Origin of the sequence: Arthrobacter sp. NEB 688 (assembly GCF_013201035.1) — a bacterium.
Lineage (GTDB): Bacteria > Actinomycetota > Actinomycetes > Actinomycetales > Dermatophilaceae > Phycicoccus.
This window is the reverse complement of sequence record NZ_CP053707.1, coordinates 3,005,579-3,025,755: the sequence shown is the minus strand read 5'-3', so window position 1 is coordinate 3,025,755 and position 20,177 is coordinate 3,005,579. Positions and strand designations below refer to the sequence as shown.

The window sequence follows — 20,177 nt, the reverse complement described above, 5'->3', positions numbered from 1 at the left end:
CCGCCGCACGACACCAGGAGGACCCCATGGCCAAGCGCTCCGTCCGCGCGTACGTGGAGCTCGCGTCCGGGCTCGGTGAGATGACCCGCGCCCGCGCCGTCGAGGCGGCCCAGGAGATCGTCGTGCTCGCCGGGTCGGCGAGCTCGAAGTCCAAGGTCGCGAAGCAGGCCGAGAAGATCGCCGGGGACCTGCTCTCCGCGGCCGAGCAGAACCGCGCCCAGGTGGTCGGGCTCGTGCAGCGCGAGGTCGAGTCCGCCGTCGAGCGCGTCGACCTCGGTCGCCTGCTCGGCGAGGTCCAGGGTCTCGCCGCCACCGTCGCCGGCCTCGCCGCCCGGGTCGACGAGCTGGCCCGCTCCGCGGGGATGCGTCCCGGGGTGCCCGGAGCCGGTCTCGTCGAGACGGTCGAGCCCGCGGCGGCCGCGCCGACGGCGACGCGCTCGACCCCGGCGCGCACGGCTCCGCCGCGCAGCCGGCGCACGACGGGGAGCGCCGCGGCGACGAAGTCCGCGGCGACCACGTCGGCCGCGAAGAAGTCGGCGGCGAAGAAGTCGACGGCGAAGAAGGCTCCTGCCGCCACGAAGACGGCGACGAAGAAGTCAACGGCGGCCACGTCGGCAGCGACGACCGCGTCGGCCGCGTCGGCCGCGAAGAAGGCACCCGCCGCGAAGAAGTCGACGGCGAAGAAGGCTCATGCCGCCACGAAGACGGCGACCAAGAAGTCGACGGCCAAGAAGGCGCCTGCCGCCACGAAGACGGCGACCAAGAAGTCGACGGCCAAGAAGGCGCCTGCCGCCACGAAGACGGCGACCAAGAAGTCGACGGCCAAGAAGGCGCCTGCCGCCACGAAGTCGGCGGCCAAGAAGTCCGCGGCGAAGAAGGCACCCGCCGGCACGACCGCCTCCGCGTCGACGACCTCCGGCTCCGGGGCCTCCGCGTGAGCGACGCGACCCCGGCCGAGGTGACGCAGGCCCCCGAGACCGGGGACCCGGCCATCGACGCGACCCTGCGCGAGCTCGCCGCGGTGCCGGCCGACGACCTCGACGGTCGGCTCGCGGCCGGCGAGGAGGTCCAGCGCACGCTGCGCGGGCGCCTCGGCGACCTGGGCGGCTGACATCGCCCGACTCGACGCCGAGCTGGTCCGGCGGGGCCTGGCCCGCTCGCGGGGCGAGGCGCGCGACCTCGTCGCCGACGGTCTCGTGCGGGTCGCGGGGGAGAGCGCCCGCAAGCCCTCGACGCCCGTCGACGACGACACCGTGCTCGAGGTGGACGCCGCCGCCCCGCGCTGGGTGGGGCGCGCCGCGCACAAGCTGCTCGCCGCCCTCGCCCTCTGGGGGCCCCGCGGCCTGACGGCGCAGGGGCGGCGCTGCCTCGACGTCGGCGCCTCGACCGGCGGCTTCACCCAGGTCCTCCTCGCGCACGGGGCGGCGCACGTCCTGGCCCTGGACGTCGGCCACGGCCAGCTCGTCGCCGAGCTCGCCGACGACCCCCGCGTCGAGGACCGCTCGGGCACGAGCGTGCGCGGCCTCACCGCCGACGCCGTCGGCGGCCGGGCCGACCTCGTCGTCGCCGACCTCTCCTTCATCTCGCTCACCCTCGTCGCCGCCGAGCTCGCCGACCTCGTGGCCGCCGACGGCGACGTCGTCGTGCTCGTCAAGCCGCAGTTCGAGGTCGGCCGGGCGCGGCTCGGCCGCGGCGGGCTCGTCACCGCGGCCGCCGACCGGGCCCTGGCGATCGAGGCCGTCCACGGCGCGTTCCTCGGGGTCGGCCTGCACACCCGGGCCATCGCGCCGAGCCCGATCACCGGCAGCACGGGCAACGTGGAGTACCTCCTGTGGGCGCGGTCGGACCCGTCGGACACAATGAGCCTCGAGGAGGTCCGCGCGACCGTGCGGGCGGTGACCGAGCAGGGCGGAGGCTGACGATGACCGGTCCGTCCCGACGCGTGCTCCTCGTGACGCACGCGTCCCGGCCCGACGCCCAGGAGCTCGCCGCCGCGGTCGCGACCCGCCTGCTCTCGGCCGGGATCGGCGTCTGCGCACCGGAGTCCGACCTCGTCGGCACGCCGCTCTCGCGGGTCGAGGGCATCGGTGCCATCGCCGAGGACGAGACCGACATCGGCTGCGAGCTCGTCTGTGTCCTCGGGGGCGACGGCACGATCCTGCGCGGCGCCGAGCTCTCGCGCGGCTCGGGGGTGCCCCTGCTCGGCGTCAACCTCGGCCACGTCGGCTTCCTCGCGGAGGCCGAGCGCGACGACCTCGACGCCACGGTCGAGCGCATCTGCGCCCGCGACTACACCGTCGAGGAGCGGCTGACCCTCGAGGTCACGGTCCGCCGCGACGGGGCCACCGTGTTCTCGTCGTGGGCGCTCAACGACGTCTCCGTCGAGAAGGCCGCGCGCGAGCGGATGCTCGAGCTGACCGTCGAGATCGACGGGCGGCCGCTGTCGACGTGGGGCTGCGACGGCGTCGTCGTCGCGACGCCCACCGGCTCGACCGCCTACGCCTTCTCGGCCGGCGGCCCGGTCGTCTGGCCCGACGTCGAGGCGCTCCTCCTCGTCCCGATCAGCGCGCACGCGCTCTTCGCCCGCCCGGTCGTCGTCGGCCCGCGCTCGCACCTCGCGGTCCAGCTGCTCGCCGACTCCGACGCCTCGGCCGTCCTCTGGTGCGACGGCCGCCGCGCGGTCTCGCTCCCACCGGGGGCCCAGGTCGAGGTCCAGCGCTCCGACCAGCCGGTCCGCCTCGCCCGGCTGGGCACCGGCGTCTTCACCGACCGCCTCGTCGAGAAGTTCGCCCTGCCCGTCCACGGCTGGCGCGGCGCGGCCCGCCAGCGCCAGGCGAGCGAGGGCACCGACCGGTGATCGAGGAGATCCGCATCCGCGACCTCGGTGTCATCGACGACGCCGTGCTGCCGCTGCACCCCGGGCTCACCGTCCTGACGGGCGAGACCGGCGCCGGCAAGACGATGGTCGTCACGGGCCTCGGCCTCCTCCTCGGCGGTCGCGGCGACTCCGGCCTCGTGCGGGCCGGCACCGAGCGCACCGTCGTCGAGGGCGTCGTCGACCTGCCCGCGCAGCACCCCGCGATGGTCCGCGCCGCCGAGGCCGGCGCCGACGTCGCCGACGGGCTCGTCCTCGTGCGCACGGTCCAGGCCGACGGTCGCTCCCGCGCCCACGTCGGGGGCCGGTCCGCCCCCGTCGGCGTGCTCGGCGACCTCGCCGAGCACCTCGTCGCCGTCCACGGCCAGGCCGACCAGTGGCGCCTGCGGCGCGCCGACGAGCACCGCGAGGTGCTGGACGCGTTCGGGGGCCCCGAGGTCGCGGACGCCCTGGCGGCCTACCGCGACGCCCACACCGAGCTCGTCGCCGTCGAGGCCGAGCTCGCCGCCCTGCGCACCGCCGCGGAGGAGCGGGCCCGCGAGGCGGAGTCGCTGCGCGTCGGGCTCGAGCGCATCGAGGCCCTCGACCCCCGGCCCGGCGAGGACGACGAGCTGCGGGCCGAGTCCGAGCGGCTCGGCCACGCCGAGGAGCTGCGCGACGCCGCCGGCGCCGCCCACGAGATCCTCAGCGGCGAGAGCGACGCCGCGCTCGACACCCCGGCGGTCCTCGAGGCGCTCGGCACGGCGTCGGCCCGCATCGCGCAGGCGTCCTCGGCCGACCCCGTCCTCGCCGCGCTCGGCGCCCGCGTCGACGAGGTGCGCTACCTCGCGGCCGACGTCGCTGCCGACCTCGGCGCCTACCTCGCCGACGCCGACGTCGACCCCGCGCGCCTGGAGCAGGTCCAGCAGCGGCGCGCCGCCCTCACCGAGCTGACCCGCCTCTACGGCCCGGGTGTCGACGACGTCATCGCGTGGGGCGGCCGGGCAGCGGTCCGGGTCGCCGAGCTCGAGGGCACCGGCGACCGCATCGAGGAGCTCGCCGCCCGCGTCGAGGAGCTGACCGCCCGCCGGGAGGGCGCCGCCGAGGACCTCTCGGCCCGCCGGCGCACCGCGGCCGACGCGCTCGGCTCGCGCATCACCGCCGAGCTCGCCCACCTCGCGATGGGCTCGGCCACGGTCACCGTCGCGGTCGAGGACTCCGGCCGCTTCGGCGCCGACGGGCGCGACACCGTCGAGGTCCGCCTCGCCGCCGGCCCCGGCACCACCCCCCGCTCGGTGACCAAGGCCGCCTCGGGCGGTGAGCTCTCGCGGGTCATGCTCGCCCTCGAGGTCGCCACGGCCGACGCCGGCCCCTCGGTGCCCACCTTCGTCTTCGACGAGGTCGACGCCGGGGTCGGTGGACGGGCCGCGCTCGACGTCGGGGCGCGCCTGGCCGCGCTCGCCCGGCACGCCCAGGTCGTCGTCGTCACCCACCTCGCCCAGGTCGCCGCGCACGCCGACCGCCACCTCGTCGTCGAGAAGTCGGTCGACGGCCACGTGACGCGCAGCATGGTCCACGCCGTCGAGGGGGAGGACCGCGTCGCCGAGCTGGCCCGGATGCTCGGCGGCTCCGGCACCGACGCCGCCCTCGAGCACGCCCGCGACCTGATGGCGCGCGCTCGCGCCTGAGCGCATCTGGCACGATGGTGCAGATGTCCATCCGCCTGCCGAGCCGCCGTGACCGGGACCCCGCCGAGGGCTCCGGCCCCGCGCGCGTCGACCGGCGCACGAAGAACCTCACGAAGCGGCTCAAGCCGGGCGACGTCGCCGTCATCGACCACGAGGACATCGACCGGGTCAGTGCCGAGGCGCTCGTCGCCTGCCGCCCGTTCGCGGTGGTCAACGCCGCGTCCTCGATCTCCGGGCGCTACCCGAACCTCGGCCCGGAGATCCTCGTCGAGGCCGGCATCCCGCTGCTCGACGCCGCCGGCCCGGACGTCATGGCGCTCAAGGACGGCACGCCGCTGCGCCTCGAGGAGGGTCGCCTGCTCGCGGGCGGCGAGCCCGTGGGGGAGGGCGTGCTCCTGACCGGGGAGGCCGTGCAGGAGGCGATGACCGCCGCGCGGGCCGGCCTGTCGGCCGAGATCGAGGCCTTCGCCGAGAACACGATGGACTACCTGCGCAAGGAGCGCGAGCTCCTCTTCGACGGGGTCGGTGTGCCGGACGTGCGCACCGACCTCGACGGCCGTCACGCCCTCATCGTCGTGCGCGGCTACCACTACAAGGAGGACCTCGAGATGCTGAGGTCCTACATCCGCGAGTACAAGCCGATCCTCATCGGGGTCGACGGCGGCGCCGACGCCCTCATCGAGGCCCGGCACACGCCCGACATGATCGTCGGCGACATGGACTCGGTCTCCGACAGCGCGCTGACCAGCGGCGCCGAGATCGTCGTCCACGCCTACCGCGACGGCAACGCGCCCGGGGTCGAGCGGGTGCGCGAGCTCGGGGTCGACCCGGTCGTCTTCCCGGCGACCGGCACGAGCGAGGACGTCGCGATGCTGCTGGCCGACGACAAGGGCGCGACCCTCATCGTCGCGGTCGGCACCCACGTGACGCTCGTGGAGTTCCTCGACAAGGGGCGCTCGGGGATGGCCAGCACCTTCCTCACGCGCCTGCGCGTCGGCGGCAAGCTCGTCGACGCCAAGGGGGTGAGCCGCCTGTACCGGGCGCGCATCTCCTCGTTCAGCATCGTGCTCATGTTGTGCGTCGCCGTCTTCGCGCTCGGCGCGGCGCTGTGGTCCACCACCGGTGGCCGCGCGCTGCTCCAGATCCTCGCCGCGAAGGCCGACGACCTGTGGACCGCCCTCGGAGGAGTGTTCGGGTGATCGACTTCCGGTATCACATCGTCTCGATCGTCTCGATCTTCCTCGCCCTGGCGGTGGGGATCGTGCTCGGTGCGGGTCCGCTCCAGGGCGAGATCGGCACGACCCTGCAGAACGAGGTCGCGGGTCTGCGCAAGGACAAGGCGGACCTCAACACGCAGCTGTCGACCGCCCGGGCCGGCACCGAGGCGCGCGACTCCTTCCTCGACGCCGTCTCCGGACGGGTCTACGGGGGCACGCTGCGCGACCGCGGGGTCGCGCTCGTCGTCATGCCCGGCTCCGACGCCGCGGTGAGCGAGTCGGTCGTCGCCGCCCTCGGCACCGCGGGCGCGCGCGTCACCTCGACGACCACGGTGGGCGAGGACTGGGTGAGCACCGACGCCAAGACCGTCGCGGCGCGCGACGAGGTCGTCGCCCGCGTGGCGTCGGACGCCGCCGTCGACACCTCGACCGGCTCCGCGCAGCCGCGCGACCTCCTGCTGGCGACCCTCCTCGCGCGGACCGCCCCGGCCGGGGACAACGGCCCCGACGACGCGACGGCGCGCACCGGCCTCGAGGCGCTCGCCGACGCGGGCCTGGTCTCGATCGACGCCGAGACCTTCACCCGGGCCGACCTCGTCGTCGTCGTCGCGGGCACGGTGGCCGACGGCGACGCGGCGGCCCGCACGGCGACCGCCGAGCAGTGGGTGGCCCTCACGGCGGCCCTCGACGACCGCTCGCGCGGCGTCGTCGTCGCCGACGACCTCGCCGCCGAGACCGACGGCACCTCGGTGCTCGCGACGCTGCGCGACACCTCGAGCGCGACCCGCGAGGTCTCCTCGGTCGACGACGCGGGCTCGCCGCTCGGCCTGGCGAGCGTGGTCTTCGCCCTCGTGCAGCAGGACGGCGGCAGCGCCGGCCAGTACGGCCTGGGCGCCGGCACCGACGCCGCGTACGCGCCGGTCCCCTCCGCGGCCGCCTCGTCGTGACCCCGGCCCGCCGGCTCGCGGCCGGGCTCGTGGCCGCGGCCACGGCCGCTGCCGCCCTCCGGGGCCTGGGCGCCGTGGTGCGCTCGGCGCGCTGGACGCGCACCAACCACGCCGGCGACCCCGTGACGCTGCTCGAGGGGCCGGCCTGGGTCACGGCCGGCGCCCTCGGTGCCGCCGCCGCGGGGTCGGCGCCCGGCGTCGTCGCCGCCGTGGGGGCGGGGGCCTTCGGGGCGCTCGACGACCTCGCCGGGGACGGCTCGTCCAAGGGCCTGCGCGGCCACCTCGGCGCCGCCGCCCGCGGCGAGCTGACGACCGGCGCCGTGAAGATCGCCGGTCTCGGCCTGACCGGCCTGCTCGCCGCAGCGCTCACCGACCGGGGGCGCGACGACGTCGGCGCCCTCGACACGCTCGTCGGGGGTGCCGCGGTCGCCGGCGCCGCCAACCTCGCCAACCTCCTCGACCTTCGGCCGGGCCGCGCCCTCAAGGCGACGACCCTCGCCGCGCTGCCGCTCGCGCTCGCGCCCGACGGCCGGGGTGCCGGCGTGGCCGCCGCCGCGGTCGGTGCCTCGCTCGGCGCCGCCGGACCCGACCTCGCGGGGCGGGCGATGCTCGGCGACACCGGGGCCAACGCGGCCGGCGCCCTCGTCGGGACGGCCCTGCTCGAGCGGTGCGGCCGCCGCGGGCGGCTCGCGGCCCTCGCGGTGCTCGTCGCGGCGACGCTCGCGTCCGAGAAGGTCAGCTTCACCGCCGTCATCGAGTCCACGCCGGGCCTGCGCGAGCTCGACGCGTGGGGCCGGCCCGCCCGATGACCCGCCAGCGGGCGGCCCTCGGCATCGCCGGGGCGGCCGGGCTCATCGCCGCCGTCACCCTCCTGGCGCGCGCGGCCGGCTTCGCGCGGATCCTCGTCTTCGCCGAGTCGGTGCGCTCCAAGGGCGTCGGCTCGGTCTACCAGAGCGTCAACGCCCTGCCGAACGTCCTCTTCGAGGTGGCCGCCGGCGGGGTCCTCGCGGCGGTCGCCGTCCCGCTCATCGCCCACCGCCTCGGGGCGGGGGAGCGCGAGCACGCCGACCGGCTGGCCTCGGTGCTGCTCAGCTGGGCGCTCGTCGTCCTCGTCCCCCTCGGCGCGCTGCTCTGGCTCGCCGCGCCGGTGCTCGCCGACTGGCTCGTGCGCGCCTACGACCCGCGCACCCACGAGGTCGCCACGACCCTCCTGCGGATCTTCTCGGTCCAGGTCCCGTTGTACGGCGTCGGGATCATCCTCGTCGGGCTCCTCCAGGCCCACCGGCGCTTCCTCGCCGCGGCCCTGGCCCCGCTCGTCTCGTCGGTCGTCGTCCTGGTGTCCTACCTCTGGTACGGCCACCTGACCGGGGGCTCGACCTCCCCCTCGACGGTCGGCGACGACGCGATCGCGGTCCTCGGCTGGGGCACGACGCTCGGCGTCGTCGTCCTCTCGCTGCCGCTGCTCGTCCCCGCCCTCGCGACCGGCTGGCGCTGGCGCCCCGCGCTGCGCCTGGAGCGCGAGGACGCCGTGCGCATCCGCTCCCTCGCCGGGGCCGGCGTGCTCGCCCTCGGGGCCCAGCAGGTCGCGGTGCTCGTGACGATGTGGCTGACCAACCACTCCGGTACCGACGGCGCCTTCGCCGTCTACCAGTACGCCCAGGCCGTCTACCTCCTGCCCTACGCCGTCCTCGCCGTCCCCGTCGCCACGAGCGCCTTCCCGGCCCTCGCCGCGAGCACGGGGGCGGGCGAGGACTCCAGCGCCACCCTGGCCCGCTCGCTGCGGGCGGTGCTCGTGCTCACCGCGCTCGCGGCGGGGATGCTCGTCGCGGCCGCGCCGGCGGTCGGCGCGTTCTTCACCGCCCTCGACGCGCGGCGGGGGGCCGAGGGTGCGAGCCCGGAGGCGCTCGCCGCCCTCGCGCCGGCCCTCACCGCCTTCGCGCCCGGGGTCGTCGGCTTCGGCCTCACGGCCCTGCTGACCCGCGCCCTCTACGTGCGCGGCCGCCCGTTCGACGCCGCGATGGCGGTCTCGCTCGGCTGGGCGATCACCGCCCTGCTGCCGCTCGTCCTCGTCGGGCCGGACCGCGGGGCCGCGACGACGCTGCGCTGGGTCGGGCTCTCCTCCACCGTCGGGATGACGGTGTCGGCGGTCCTGCTCGTCGTCCTCGTCCGGCGCAGCTGGCGCCCCGAGGTCACCGAGGGCCTGGGCCGCACCACCGGCGCGGCCGTCGTCGCGCTGGCGCTCGCGCTCGTCGTCGGCGACCTCGTGACCCGCGGGCGCACCTACGACGGGCTGCTCGACGCGGTGCTCTGGGGCCTCGCGGCCGGCGGCGCGGCGCTGATGACAGGACTGCTCGCGATCTTCTACGGTGACCGTCGGGCGATGGGGGCCGTCCGCGACCGCGGTCGGGCCCGCCGCCGTCGAGGAGCGGAGGATTCGCCGTGAAGGTGCTCCTGGTCATGGGGACCAGCGCCGGGGGAGTGGGCACGCACGTGCGCAGCCTCGCCCGGCTGCTCGAGGCCGACGGGCACCAGGTGGTCGTCGCGGCGCCCGCGGAGGCCGCCGACCGGTTCTCGCTCTACGAGTCGGCGGCGGTCGTCGAGCTCGAGCTCGCCGACCGGCCGCACCCCTCGCGGGACGCCGCCGCCGTCCGGGCCCTGGCCGGCCCGGTCCGCGGCGCCGACGTCGTCCACGCGCACGGCCTGCGGGCCGGAGCCGTCGCCGTGCTCGCCGCCGCCCGCAGCGGCGTCCCCGTCGTCACGACGCTGCACAACGCCGCGCCGTCCGGCCGGCTGACCGCCGCCGTCTACGCCGGCCTCGAGCGCGTCGTCGCGCGCGGCTCGGCCGCGGTCCTCGGGGTCTCGGCCGACCTCGTCGAGCGGGCCGGCCGCCTCGGCGCCCGGCGCACCGCGCTCGCCGTCATCCCGGCGCCGCCCTTCCAGCCGCCGCGCCGCGACCGCTACGCCGTGCACGCCGAGCTCGGCCTCGAGGCGCGCACGGCCCTCGGGGTGGTCCTCGCCCGGCTCGCCCCGCAGAAGGGCCTGCACCGGCTCCTGGACGCGCACCGCGAGCTGACCGACCTCGACCTCCTGACGGTGGTCGCCGGCGAGGGGCCGCAGCACGCCGAGCTCCAGCGCCGCATCGACGCCGAGGGGCTCCCGGTGCGCCTGCTCGGCCGGCGCGGCGACGTGCCCGACCTCCTCGCCGCCGCCGACGTCGTCGTCTCGAGCGCCGTGTGGGAGGGCCAGCCGGTCGGCCTCCAGGAGGCCCTGCACGCCGGGGCCGCCATCGTCGCGACCGACGCCGGGGGCACCGGGGCGGTCGTCGGCGACGCCGCCGTCCTCGTCCCCGTCGACGACGCGACCTCGCTCTCGCGGGCCATCCGCGACGTCGTGACGCACGGCGCCGTGCGCGACGACCTGCGCTCCAAGGCCGTCGAACGGGCCGACAACCTGCCCACCGACGCCGACGCGCTGGCCGCCGTCCTCGACACCTACCGCGGGGTGGGCGCGGCATGACGTATCGTTGAAGCCCGTGGTGCTCCAGACGACGAAACAGATCTTCGTGACCGGAGGCGTCGCCTCCTCGCTCGGCAAGGGGCTCACGGCCTCGAGCCTGGGGCACCTGCTCCGTGCCCGCGGGTTGCGGGTGACGATGCAGAAGCTCGACCCCTACCTCAACGTCGACCCCGGGACGATGAACCCGTTCCAGCACGGGGAGGTCTTCGTCACCGACGACGGCGCCGAGACCGACCTCGACATCGGTCACTACGAGCGCTTCCTCGACGTCAACCTGCGCGGCAGCGCCAACGTCACGACCGGCCAGGTCTACAACCGCGTCATCCAGCGCGAGCGCCGCGGCGAGTTCCTCGGCGACACCGTCCAGGTCATCCCGCACATCACGAACGAGCTCAAGGAGCGGATGCGGGCGCAGGCCGCCGGCTCGCCCGGGGTCGACGACGCGGACGCGCCGGACATCATCATCACCGAGATCGGCGGCACCGTCGGCGACATCGAGTCGCTGCCGTTCCTCGAGGCGGCCCGCCAGGTGCGCCACGACCTCGGCCGCGACAACGTCTTCTTCCTCCACGTCTCGCTCGTGCCCTACCTCGCGCCGAGCGGCGAGCTGAAGACCAAGCCGACGCAGCACTCCGTCGCCGCCCTGCGCCAGGTCGGCATCCAGCCCGACGCCCTCGTCCTGCGGGCCGACCGCGAGCTGCCCGAGTCGATCAAGCGCAAGATCAGCCTCATGTGCGACGTCGACAACGAGGCCGTCGCCGCGGCGGTCGACGCGCCGAGCATCTACGACATCCCCAAGGTCCTGCACCGCGAGGGCCTCGACGCCTACGTCGTGCGCCGGCTCGGCCTCGTCTTCCGCGACGTCGACTGGACCCAGTGGGACACCCTGCTCGAGCGGGTCCACCACCCCGAGCACGAGGTCGAGGTCGCGCTCGTCGGCAAGTACATCGACCTGCCCGACGCCTACCTCTCGGTGACCGAGGCGCTGCGCGCCGGCGGCTTCCACCACGACGCCAAGGTCCGCATCCGCTGGGTCGCCTCCGACGACTGCTCGACCGAGGCCGGCGCCCAGCGTGCGCTCGGCGGGGTCGACGCCGTCCTCGTCCCCGGCGGCTTCGGCGTGCGCGGCATCGAGGGCAAGCTCGGCGCCCTGCGCTGGTCGCGCACCCACCAGGTGCCGACCCTGGGCATCTGCCTCGGCCTGCAGTGCATGGTCATCGAGTACGCGCGATCGGTCGCCGGCATCGAGGGCGCGAGCTCGACGGAGTTCGACCCCGACAGCGCGGCCCCGGTCATCGCGACGATGGAGGAGCAGAAGGCGTTCGTCGAGGGCGCCGGCGACCTCGGCGGCACGATGCGCCTGGGCAGCCAGCGGGCCGACCTCAAGGCGGGCTCGGTCGTCGCGCAGGCCTACGGGTCGACGAGCGCCGACGAGCGCCACCGGCACCGCTACGAGGTCAACGAGGGCTACCGCGCGCAGCTCGAGGAGGCGGGCCTGGTCATCAGCGGCACCCACCCCGAGCTCGGGCTCGTCGAGTTCGTCGAGCTGCCGCGCGAGGTGCACCCGTACTACGTCTCGACGCAGGCGCACCCCGAGTTCAAGTCGCGCCCGACCCGCGCGCACCCGCTCTTCGCCGGGCTCGTCGGCGCGGCCATCGAGGAGCAGCGCGCGGCGCGCCTGGTCGAGGTCGAGCGCCCGCGCAGCGCCGAGCCGGCCGACGCGCGTGCCTGAGCCGCTCGAGGACCGCCTCGAGCGCCGGCCCGTCGTCGGCACCCGGCTCGCGTTCGAGGGCCGGGTCTGGGACGTGCGCACCGACGAGGTCGACCTCGGCGAGGCCGGCGTGGTCGTGCGCGACTACGTCGAGCACACCGGCGCGGTCGCCATCCTGGCGCTCGACGAGCAGGACCGGGCCGTCGTCATCCAGCAGTACCGCCACCCCGTCGGCGCGTTCGACTGGGAGATCCCGGCGGGGCTGCTCGACGTCGACGGCGAGGCGCCCCACCTCAGCGCGGCCCGCGAGCTGCACGAGGAGGCCGACCTGACCGCTGGCTCGTGGTCGACCCTCGTCGACCACTGGTCCTCGCCGGGCGGGTCGTCCGAGGGGCTGCGGATCTTCCTGGCCCGCGACCTCGCCGAGGTGCCGGAGCCCGAGCGCCACACGCGCACGGGCGAGGAGCTCGGGATGCCGGTGCGCCGCGTACCGCTCGACGAGCTCGTCGCGGGTGTCCTCGCCGGGCGCCTGCACAGCCCGACGCTCGTCATCGCGGTGCTCGCGGCCGAGGCGCTGCGCGCCCGCGGCTGGACGGGGCTGCGCCCCGCCGACGCGCCGTGGCCCTCGCGGAGCCCGGGCCGCCGCCGCGGCTGAGGCCGATCTCCCTCGACCTCGGGAGGTGTGAGCCGTCACCTGCCGGGGTACGGGGCGCCATGTGGGAGTCACCGGGGCGTGGGACGATGGGCTCGTGGCCGAGACCTTCGGATCGGGGCGGGGCAACGCCGCCTGGCTCAAGGTGTCGGGCGGCTCGGACGAGGCGCTCGACCGCGATGCGCGCTGCCCCTGCGGGGGCCGCCCCGAGGGGGCCGGGTTCGCGCAGTGCTGCGGGCACGCCATCGAGGGCAACCGGCCGGCACCGACCGCCGAGGCGCTGATGCGCTCGCGCTACACCGCCTACGCGCTGGCCGACGGCGACCACCTCTTCCGGACGTGGCACCCGCGCACGCGCCCGGACCGGGTCGACCCCGAGCCGTGGGTGCGGTGGGTCGGCCTCGACGTCCTCGACGTCGTCGCCGGGGGCCCGGACGACACGACGGGCGTCGTCGAGTTCCGCGCCGGCTGGGTCGCGGGCGAGGGCGTCACCCGCCAGCGCGGCGAGGTCCACGAGCGCAGCCGCTTCGAGAAGCGGGCCGGCCGCTGGTTCTACGTCGGCCCCGCGGACGACGAGGTCTGAGCGTGCAGCTCGAGAACGTCGTCCTCGACGCCGCCGACCCGCACGTGCTCGGGCCCTTCTGGGAGTCCCTGATCGGCGGCCGGCGCATCACCGACGAGCCCGACACCGTCGAGGTGCGCCTGTCTCCCGAGGGCGCGCCCGTCCTCGACCTGTGCCTGACCACCGTGCCGGAGCGGGCGCCCGCGCAGCCGCGGCTGCACCTCGACCTCCTCGGCGGCGAGGCGCAGGAAGAGGTCGTCGTCCGCGCGCTCGCCCTCGGCGCCCGCCACCTCGACATCGGACAGCGCGACGTGCCGTGGGTCGTCCTCGCGGACCCCGAGGGGAACCCGTTCTGCGTCATGGAGTCCCGGCCGGAGTACGGCCCGGGCAGCCAGGTCGCCGCGCTCCCGCTCGACAGCGCCGACGTCGAGCGCGACCTCGTCTTCTGGTCGGCCCTGTCGGGATGGGTGCCCGCGTCGAGCGCCGTGCCGGCGGCGCTGCGGCACCCGAGCGGCCACGGACCGCTGCTGGAGCTCTGCCCGCAGGCGCGGACCAAGCCCGCGGGCGAGAAGAACCGGCTGCACCTCGACGTGCGGCTCGAGGGCGACGAGCGGCTCCACGAGGCGGTCGAGCAGGCGCTCGACCTCGGCGGCTCGCTCGTCGAGCACGGCTGGGGCGAGCTGCCCTGGCGGGTCGTCACCGACCCCTCGGGCAACGAGCTCTGCCTGCTGCCCTCGCGCGGCTGAGGGTCAGCGCCGGCGGAAGAGAGCGGGTCGGCGCCGGCCGCGGTCGTCGGGGTCCGACCCGGTGGAGGGTCGGGGCAGCGCGTCGGCGGGTCGGGCGGGCAGGTGCACGACGCGCGCCGGGTCGACCGCGGCGTCCACCTCCGCGACGTCGCGCTCCTCGAGCTCGAAGACGGTCGGCTCGACGTGCACGCGGAAGCCGTCGAGCCCGACGACCCAGCGGCCGCCGTCGGCGAAGGCCTCCATCGCCGCGACCTCGTCCCACCGGACGGTGACGACCCCGGCGCGGGTGCGCAGGCTCGTCCCCTCCGGGCCGAGCAGCAGCGTCGCGCGGTCGCCGGCGCGGGCGGCGTGCTCGCGTCCGGTGACCGCGGCCGACGACGTCGCGGGGACGGCCGACCACCCGGCCCAGTCCAGGCCGGTGCCCGGCACCTGGGCCAGCGCGCTCGCGTGGAGGGCCTCGGCGACGGCGCGGATCTCGGCCGGTGTGACGGCCCGCAGGGCCGCGGGGTCGTCGTCCGCGGGCTCGGTGTCCCGGCCGAGGAGCAGGTCCGCGGCGCGCGCGGCGAGGGCGTCCTGCGGCGGGGCGGACTCGCACTCCTGCGCGAGCGCCTCGACGAGGGCGCGGTCGGTGGCGTCGAGGCGGCGGCGACGGACCCGTTCGAGGGCGTCGACGACGCCACCGGCGAGGGCGTCCTCCCGGCCCGGGCTCGCGGGGACCGTGACGGTGACCAGCGCGGTCCGCGCGTCGTGCGGCACCGTGCGGACCTCCACGCCCGGGGCGAGGCCGGGCTCGACGAGCTCCTCGTGCAGGGCGCGCTCGAGGACCCGCTGGTGGGCCAGCGCCGCGGCGCCGCGCGGGACCAGCCCGGTCAGGTGGACCAGCGGGGCGGGGTCCGGGAACCACGCGGGGCTGGCGGTGGTGACGGGCGGGGCATCCGGCAGGGGCTGGCGCTCGCCGGACGGGAGTGGGAGGTCGACGTGGGGCGAGAGGGGGCCGTCCCACCAGAGGACCGCGTTCTCGCGGGTGAAGGCCACCTGCGACCAGACGTCGAGCACCTCGGCGTCGAGGGCGGGCAGGCCGACGAGCGGGTAGGCGCGCAGGCCGCGGCCCCGGGCACCCCAGCGGACCATCGCCGAGAGCCGCCCGACGTCGGGGGCGCGGGCGTGGTCGTGCCCGAGGACCTCGGCGCGGGCCGCCTCGAGGCGGTGGACCGGCAGCGCCCGCAGGGCCCGCACGGCGGCCGCGAGCCGCGCGGCGACCTCGTCGGCGGTGCCGTGGGCCGTGACGGCGGTGACGACGTCGCCGAGGCCGTCGCCGGGCGGCTCGGGCAGCGGGGCGCCGGGCGGGTTGACGAGCGCCTCGACGAGCCGGGTCACCCCACGCACGGCGAGCGTCTCGTCGGCCTCGCCGACCCGGAACAGCAGGCCGGCGCTCACCCGGCTGCCCTGCCCGGGCCGGTGGAGGGTCGGGACGCCGGCGACCTCGGTGCGGCGGATGCTCATGCACCTCCCTCCGCGAGGACGGTGGCGCGCAGGTGCTCGAGATCGGGCAGGTGGCGCCCGAGCGCGGCCCACGGGCCGGGGGCGACGACGGGGCCGAGGGCGCGCAGGTGGGTGGCGGCCCGGTCGTCCACCCCGGCGACGCCGAAGAGCACGGCGAGGGTCGTGTGCGCCTCGACGTCGGCCCACCGCGCGCGGCTGCGCACGGCGCGCAGGCGGTCGGCCACGTCCTCGAGCTCGGTGAGGAGGGCGGCGTCCCGCAGGGGGGCGCGAGCGCCGGCCTCGCCGGCGCGCCAGTGCAGGAGGTGGACGGTCGCGAGCAGCCCGACCTCGGACGAGCCCGGGGGAGCGGCCGCCGCCACGGTGCGGGCGAAGGCGAGCGCGGCATCCCACGAGCCCTGCGGCGGCAGGAGGGAGTCGAGGTACGCCCGCTGGCCGACGACGTGGTGCGCGTCGAGGGCGAACAGGCGCAGGTAGCGCCGGTGGGCCTCGCCCGGGGGCAGCCCACCGAGGGCGGCGGTCCGGATGCGCAGCGCCCGGGCCTCGGTGTCCGCGGGCTCCTCGGCGCACCGCCGCAGGAGCGCGGCCTCGGCCCGGTCCACGAGGGCCCGGGCGTCCTCGGCGGAGACGGTGGGTTCGCTGGGTCCGGTGGGTCCGGTGGGGGCGGCGGACGCCGCGACGAGGTGGTGGTGGGCCAGCAGGACCCGGGCCGCGCCGTCGTCGGGGGCCGCCGCGAGGTGCCGCTCGAGGACGGGGCCGGTGCGGGGGTCGGCGGCGAGCAGCTCGCGGGCGACCGCCTCGTCGGGCCCGTGCCGGCGCCCGACGGCGGCGAGCTGCGCGAGCGTCCCCGTGACGTCGCCGGCCGCGAGCCGGCGACGCAGGGCGTCGAGCTCGGGGAAGGCCGCCCCCGGGTCGGTGACCGGGGCCGGGGGTGCGGCTGCCATGGCGGCATCGTAGGCAGCGGTGCGCCCGGGGCGCAGGCCGATGCGCCGCCCGGGGCCGGGAATCTCGGTTCGGGGCGGGCCGGGTGCTTCCGTAGGATGGGCAGCCGGCCGTTCCGCGGCCGCACCGACCCCCGCACCCGAGAGAGCGAAGGACCCCCCGTGCTCCGCACCCACGAGGCCGGCACCCTGCGTGCCGCCCACACCGGCCAGACCGTCACCCTCACCGGCTGGGTGGCGAAGCGGCGCGATCACGGCGGGGTGGCCTTCATCGACCTGCGCGACGCCAGCGGCGTCGTCCAGGTCGTCGCGCGCGACGAGGTCCTCACCGGCTCGGCCCACGACCTGCGCAGCGAGTTCGTCGTCAAGGTCACCGGCGCCGTCGCCTCCCGCGAGGAGCGCAACGTCAACCCGGACCTCCCGACCGGCGAGGTCGAGGTCGTCGCCGAGGCGATCGAGGTCCTCAACGCGAGCGCGCCCCTGCCCTTCCAGGTCGACGAGCGCGTCACCGTCGGCGAGGAGGCCCGCCTCAAGCACCGCTACCTCGACCTGCGCCGCCCCGGCGCCCAGTCGGCCGGGAACGCCATCCGCCTGCGCAGCAAGGTGAGCGCCGCGGCACGCCGGGTCCTCGAGGCCCGCGACTTCGTCGAGATCGAGACCCCGACCCTCACCCGCTCCACGCCCGAGGGCGCCCGCGACTTCCTCGTGCCCGCGCGCCTCGCGCCGGGCTCCTGGTACGCGCTGCCGCAGAGCCCGCAGCTGTTCAAGCAGCTGCTCATGGTCGCCGGGATGGAGCGGTACTACCAGATCGCCCGCTGCTACCGCGACGAGGACTTCCGCGCCGACCGGCAGCCCGAGTTCACCCAGCTCGACATCGAGATGTCGTTCGTCGAGCAGGACGACGTGCTCGAGCTCGGCGAGGCCGTGGTCCGCGAGATCTGGCAGCTCATCGGCGTCGACCTGCCGACGCCCTTCCCGCGGATGACGTACGCCGAGGCGATGCGTCGCTTCGGCTCCGACAAGCCCGACCTGCGCTTCGGCCAGGAGCTCGTGGAGTGCACGGAGTACTTCGCGGACACCCCGTTCCGCGTGTTCCAGGCCGAGTACGTCGGCGCCGTCGTCATGCCCGGTGGCGCGAGCCAGCCGCGCAAGCAGCTCGACGCGTGGCAGGAGTGGGCCAAGCAGCGCGGCGCCCGCGGCCTGGCCTACGTGCTCGTCCAGGAGGACGGCACCCTCGGTGGCCCGGTGGCCAAGAACCTCTCGGAGACCGAGGTCGCGGGTCTCGCGGAGCACGTCGGCGCCAAGCCCGGCGACTGCGTGTTCTTCGCCGCGGGTCCGACCCGCTCCTCGCGGGCCCTGCTCGGTGCCGCCCGCCTGGAGATCGGCAAGCGCTGCGGGCTCGTCGACGAGGACGCGTGGGAGTTCCTCTGGGTCCTCGACGCCCCGCTCTTCGAGCCGGCCTCCGAGGCCGTCGCCGCGGGCGACGTCGCGGTCGGCTCGGGCGCGTGGACGGCCGTGCACCACGCCTTCACCTCGCCGAAGCCCGAGTTCCTCGACACCTTCGACACCGACCCGGGCCCGGCGCTCGCGTACGCCTACGACATGGTCCTCAACGGCAACGAGCTGGGCGGCGGGTCCATCCGTATCCACCGCCGCGACGTGCAGGAGCGCGTGTTCAAGGTCATGGGCCTCTCGCAGGAGGAGGCGCAGGAGAAGTTCGGCTTCCTCCTCGACGCCTTCCAGTTCGGCGCGCCCCCGCACGGCGGCATCGCCCTCGGCTGGGACCGCATCGTCATGCTCCTCGGTGGGTTCGACTCGATCCGTGACGTCATCGCCTTCCCGAAGTCCGGCGGCGGCTACGACCCGCTGACCGACGCCCCGGCCCCCATCACCCCGGAGCAGCGCAAGGAGGCGGGCATCGACGCGAAGCCGACGTCCGACGCCGCGCCGCAGGGTGCGCCCGAGGTGTCGCCGAAGCAGTCCTGACCCCACCCGTCGAGGGAGCAGAACACGCCGTGCGGAGGCTTCTCCGCACGGCGTGTTCTCTTCTCTCGACCGCTGCGCCCGTCCGGGCGCGTGGTGTCAGCGGGCGAGGAACTCCAGCAGGGCCGAGGTGAACTCGTCCTTGTGCGAGACGTTGATGCCGTGCGGCCCGTCGGCGACGACGTGCAGCTCGGCGCCGTCGACGAGCTGCGCGGTGCGCTGGCCCGAGACCTCGAGGGGCACGATGCCGTCGCCGTCGCCGTGGATGACGAGGGTCGGCACGCTGCTCTTGCGCAGGCCCCCGGTGAAGTCCTCGACCCACGAGGCGATGCACTGGACGGCGGCGTGCACGTCGGCCTGCGCCGCGAGGGCGATGGCCTCCTGACGCTCGGCCTCGGTGACCTTGAGCTCGCCGCCGGCACTGAAGAAGTTCGTCGTGAAGTCGTCGAAGAACGCCGTCGGGTCCTGGGCCAGCTGCTCCTGCATGCCCCGGACGTCGTCGTCGGTCAGCGCGCCGTCGGGGTGGTCGGCGTCCTTCTTGAGGCACGGGGGCACGGCCGCGGCGTAGACGACGCTGTGCAGGCGCTCCTCACCGACGTTCTCGATGTACCGGGCGACCTCGCCGCCGCCCATCGAGAAGCCGACGAGGCTCGCGTCGCGCAGGTCGAGCTCCGTCATCAGCGCGTCGAGGTCGGAGGTGAGGGTGTCGTAGTCGTACGACGACGCCTCGCCGGGCTTGCCGGACTCGCCGAAGCCGCGGCGGTCGTAGGTGACGACGCGGTAGCCGGCGTCGCTCAGGGCCGGGACCTGGTTGCTCCAGGACTTTCCGCTGAGGGGCCAGCCGTGGATGAGGACGACCGGGCGACCGTCGCCGCCGTGGTCCTCGTAGTGGATCTCGACCGAACCGTTGGTCAGCGTGCTCACGGTGTTCCTTCCGTCGGGGGTGTCCCCCTACCGTAGGCACGCTGACCTGCACCGATGCTCCTCAGGACGAGGGAATTTCCCGGCCCCGCAGACGGTTCGGCGTTCTCTCGGAGCGCTGGTCGGCCCGTCGTCACCCGTCGGCGAGGCGGGGGAGCGAGCCCTCGCGCCAGCGGCTGCGCCACACCATCCCGGTGCCGAAGCCGAGCCGCCGGTAGAGGCGCCGGGCCCCGTCGTTGTCGGAGAACATCCCGAGGGCGCACGCGCCGGTGCGCGCCACCGCCTCACGGGTGAGGGCGGCGGTGACGGCGGCGCCGAGGCCCTGCCGCCGGGCGTCGGGTGCGACGGCGATGCCCGCGAGGGTCGGCGTCCCACCGGTCGAGGGCTCGCTGCCCCCGCAGGCGAGCAGCCGGCCGGTGTCGTCGCGGACCCCGAGCCACCGCTGGCCGGGCCGGGCGAACGGCTGGCCGTGGGTGCGCGGGCTCGCCTCGAGGAGCAGCGCGACCACCTCGTCCCGCGTGTCCTGCGCGAGCGTGACGACGCGCTCCTCGCCCGGCACGACCGGGGGAGCGGCGCGGGTCCACATCCACTCCCAGTCGCCGCCGACGGAGCCGACCGGCAGGTGGGCCTCGACGAGGTCGTCGAGGGCCTGGGGGCGGCTGAGGTGGCGGAACCCGCCGTCGTCGAACCACCGGCGCACGGCGGGGTCGGCGACGAGGACGGCGAGGGCCGCGGGCGGGCCGAGCAGCGAGGCGCCCGGCACACCGTGGTCGCTGCTGCGGGCGAAGGCGAGCGCCGTGCCGCCGGCACCGTCGCGGGCCACCCACGCCGGCATCGGGGCGTCGGGGCCGACGTCGAGCTCGACGACGGGGTGGTGGCCGGAGGCCTCGAGGAGGTCGTCGTAGGAGGTCAGGGGCACCGCGCCGGTCACGCGGCACA

General features: G+C 76.2%; 19 protein-coding genes. 15 read left to right on the top strand and 4 right to left on the bottom strand.

The window, feature by feature from the left end:
• Positions 1 to 26 precede the first annotated feature (26 nt).
• The 14 genes from HL663_RS14230 to HL663_RS14165 all read left to right on the top strand — a co-directional run bounded on the left by HL663_RS14230 (position 27) and on the right by HL663_RS14165 (position 13,893).
• Positions 27 to 938 (top strand): hypothetical protein, encoded by a 912-nt coding sequence (locus HL663_RS14230; protein ID WP_173028988.1) that lies wholly within the window; start codon positions 27 to 29, stop codon positions 936 to 938.
• Positions 935 to 1,111 (top strand): hypothetical protein, encoded by a 177-nt coding sequence (locus HL663_RS14225; protein ID WP_173028987.1) that lies wholly within the window; start codon positions 935 to 937, stop codon positions 1,109 to 1,111. Before HL663_RS14230 ends, HL663_RS14225 begins: the two co-directional genes overlap by 4 nt.
• A 1-nt stretch (position 1,112) precedes the next feature.
• Positions 1,113 to 1,919, top strand: a complete 807-nt coding sequence (locus HL663_RS14220) for a TlyA family RNA methyltransferase (protein WP_173030188.1) — start codon at positions 1,113 to 1,115, stop codon at positions 1,917 to 1,919.
• Positions 1,920 to 1,921: 2 nt separating this feature from the next.
• Entirely contained in the window at positions 1,922 to 2,857 is a 936-nt protein-coding gene (locus HL663_RS14215) for an NAD kinase (protein ID WP_173028986.1), read from the top strand.
• Entirely contained in the window at positions 2,854 to 4,542 is a 1,689-nt protein-coding gene (gene recN / locus HL663_RS14210; RefSeq protein WP_173028985.1) for a DNA repair protein RecN, read from the top strand. Before HL663_RS14215 ends, recN begins: the two co-directional genes overlap by 4 nt.
• 23 nt (positions 4,543 to 4,565) lie before the next feature.
• Positions 4,566 to 5,741 (top strand): putative cytokinetic ring protein SteA, encoded by a 1,176-nt coding sequence (gene steA, locus HL663_RS14205; protein ID WP_286175642.1) that lies wholly within the window; start codon positions 4,566 to 4,568, stop codon positions 5,739 to 5,741.
• Entirely contained in the window at positions 5,738 to 6,706 is a 969-nt protein-coding gene (locus tag HL663_RS14200; RefSeq protein ID WP_173028983.1) for a copper transporter, read from the top strand. The genes steA and HL663_RS14200 overlap by 4 nt, the downstream gene beginning before the upstream one ends.
• Positions 6,703 to 7,515: a hypothetical protein gene (locus HL663_RS14195; protein WP_173028982.1), complete on the top strand. Its 813-nt coding sequence runs from the start codon at positions 6,703 to 6,705 to the stop codon at positions 7,513 to 7,515. The genes HL663_RS14200 and HL663_RS14195 overlap by 4 nt, the downstream gene beginning before the upstream one ends.
• Complete coding sequence (murJ, locus tag HL663_RS14190) at positions 7,512 to 9,149, top strand: murein biosynthesis integral membrane protein MurJ (protein ID WP_173028981.1); 1,638 nt, start codon at positions 7,512 to 7,514, stop codon at positions 9,147 to 9,149. Before HL663_RS14195 ends, murJ begins: the two co-directional genes overlap by 4 nt.
• A complete protein-coding gene (locus tag HL663_RS14185; protein ID WP_216842572.1) occupies positions 9,146 to 10,222 on the top strand; it encodes a glycosyltransferase family 4 protein in 1,077 nt (358 codons plus the stop codon). Before murJ ends, HL663_RS14185 begins: the two co-directional genes overlap by 4 nt.
• 19 nt (positions 10,223 to 10,241) lie before the next feature.
• Positions 10,242 to 11,954 (top strand): CTP synthase, encoded by a 1,713-nt coding sequence (pyrG, locus tag HL663_RS14180; RefSeq protein ID WP_173030186.1) that lies wholly within the window; start codon positions 10,242 to 10,244, stop codon positions 11,952 to 11,954.
• On the top strand, positions 11,947 to 12,588 hold the full coding sequence (locus HL663_RS14175) for an NUDIX domain-containing protein (RefSeq protein WP_173028980.1): 642 nt from the start codon (positions 11,947 to 11,949) through the stop codon (positions 12,586 to 12,588). Before pyrG ends, HL663_RS14175 begins: the two co-directional genes overlap by 8 nt.
• A 94-nt stretch (positions 12,589 to 12,682) precedes the next feature.
• Positions 12,683 to 13,168: a YchJ family protein gene (locus HL663_RS14170; RefSeq protein ID WP_286175640.1), complete on the top strand. Its 486-nt coding sequence runs from the start codon at positions 12,683 to 12,685 to the stop codon at positions 13,166 to 13,168.
• 2 nt (positions 13,169 to 13,170) lie between these two features.
• Complete coding sequence (locus HL663_RS14165) at positions 13,171 to 13,893, top strand: VOC family protein (protein ID WP_173028979.1); 723 nt, start codon at positions 13,171 to 13,173, stop codon at positions 13,891 to 13,893.
• 3 nt (positions 13,894 to 13,896) lie between these two features.
• Here the strand turns inward: HL663_RS14165 and HL663_RS14160 are convergent, their stop codons facing one another.
• Complete coding sequence (locus HL663_RS14160) at positions 13,897 to 15,396, bottom strand: hypothetical protein (protein WP_173028978.1); 1,500 nt, start codon at positions 15,394 to 15,396, stop codon at positions 13,897 to 13,899.
• Positions 15,393 to 16,337 carry a hypothetical protein gene (locus HL663_RS14155; protein WP_173028977.1) on the bottom strand — a complete coding sequence of 315 codons (945 nt, stop codon included), beginning with the start codon at positions 16,335 to 16,337 and terminating at the stop codon, positions 15,393 to 15,395. Before HL663_RS14155 ends, HL663_RS14160 begins: the two co-directional genes overlap by 4 nt.
• Positions 16,338 to 16,496: 159 nt before the next feature.
• Between HL663_RS14155 and aspS the strand changes: the two genes are divergently transcribed.
• Positions 16,497 to 18,320: an aspartate--tRNA ligase gene (aspS, locus tag HL663_RS14150; protein WP_173028976.1), complete on the top strand. Its 1,824-nt coding sequence runs from the start codon at positions 16,497 to 16,499 to the stop codon at positions 18,318 to 18,320.
• 96 nt (positions 18,321 to 18,416) lie between these two features.
• On the opposite strand, the gene HL663_RS14145 is transcribed toward aspS, so the two are convergent.
• Positions 18,417 to 19,241 carry an alpha/beta fold hydrolase gene (locus tag HL663_RS14145; RefSeq protein WP_173028975.1) on the bottom strand — a complete coding sequence of 275 codons (825 nt, stop codon included), beginning with the start codon at positions 19,239 to 19,241 and terminating at the stop codon, positions 18,417 to 18,419.
• A gap of 130 nt (positions 19,242 to 19,371) precedes the next feature.
• Positions 19,372 to 20,169 (bottom strand): GNAT family N-acetyltransferase, encoded by a 798-nt coding sequence (locus HL663_RS14140; RefSeq protein ID WP_173028974.1) that lies wholly within the window; start codon positions 20,167 to 20,169, stop codon positions 19,372 to 19,374.
• Positions 20,170 to 20,177 lie beyond the last annotated feature (8 nt).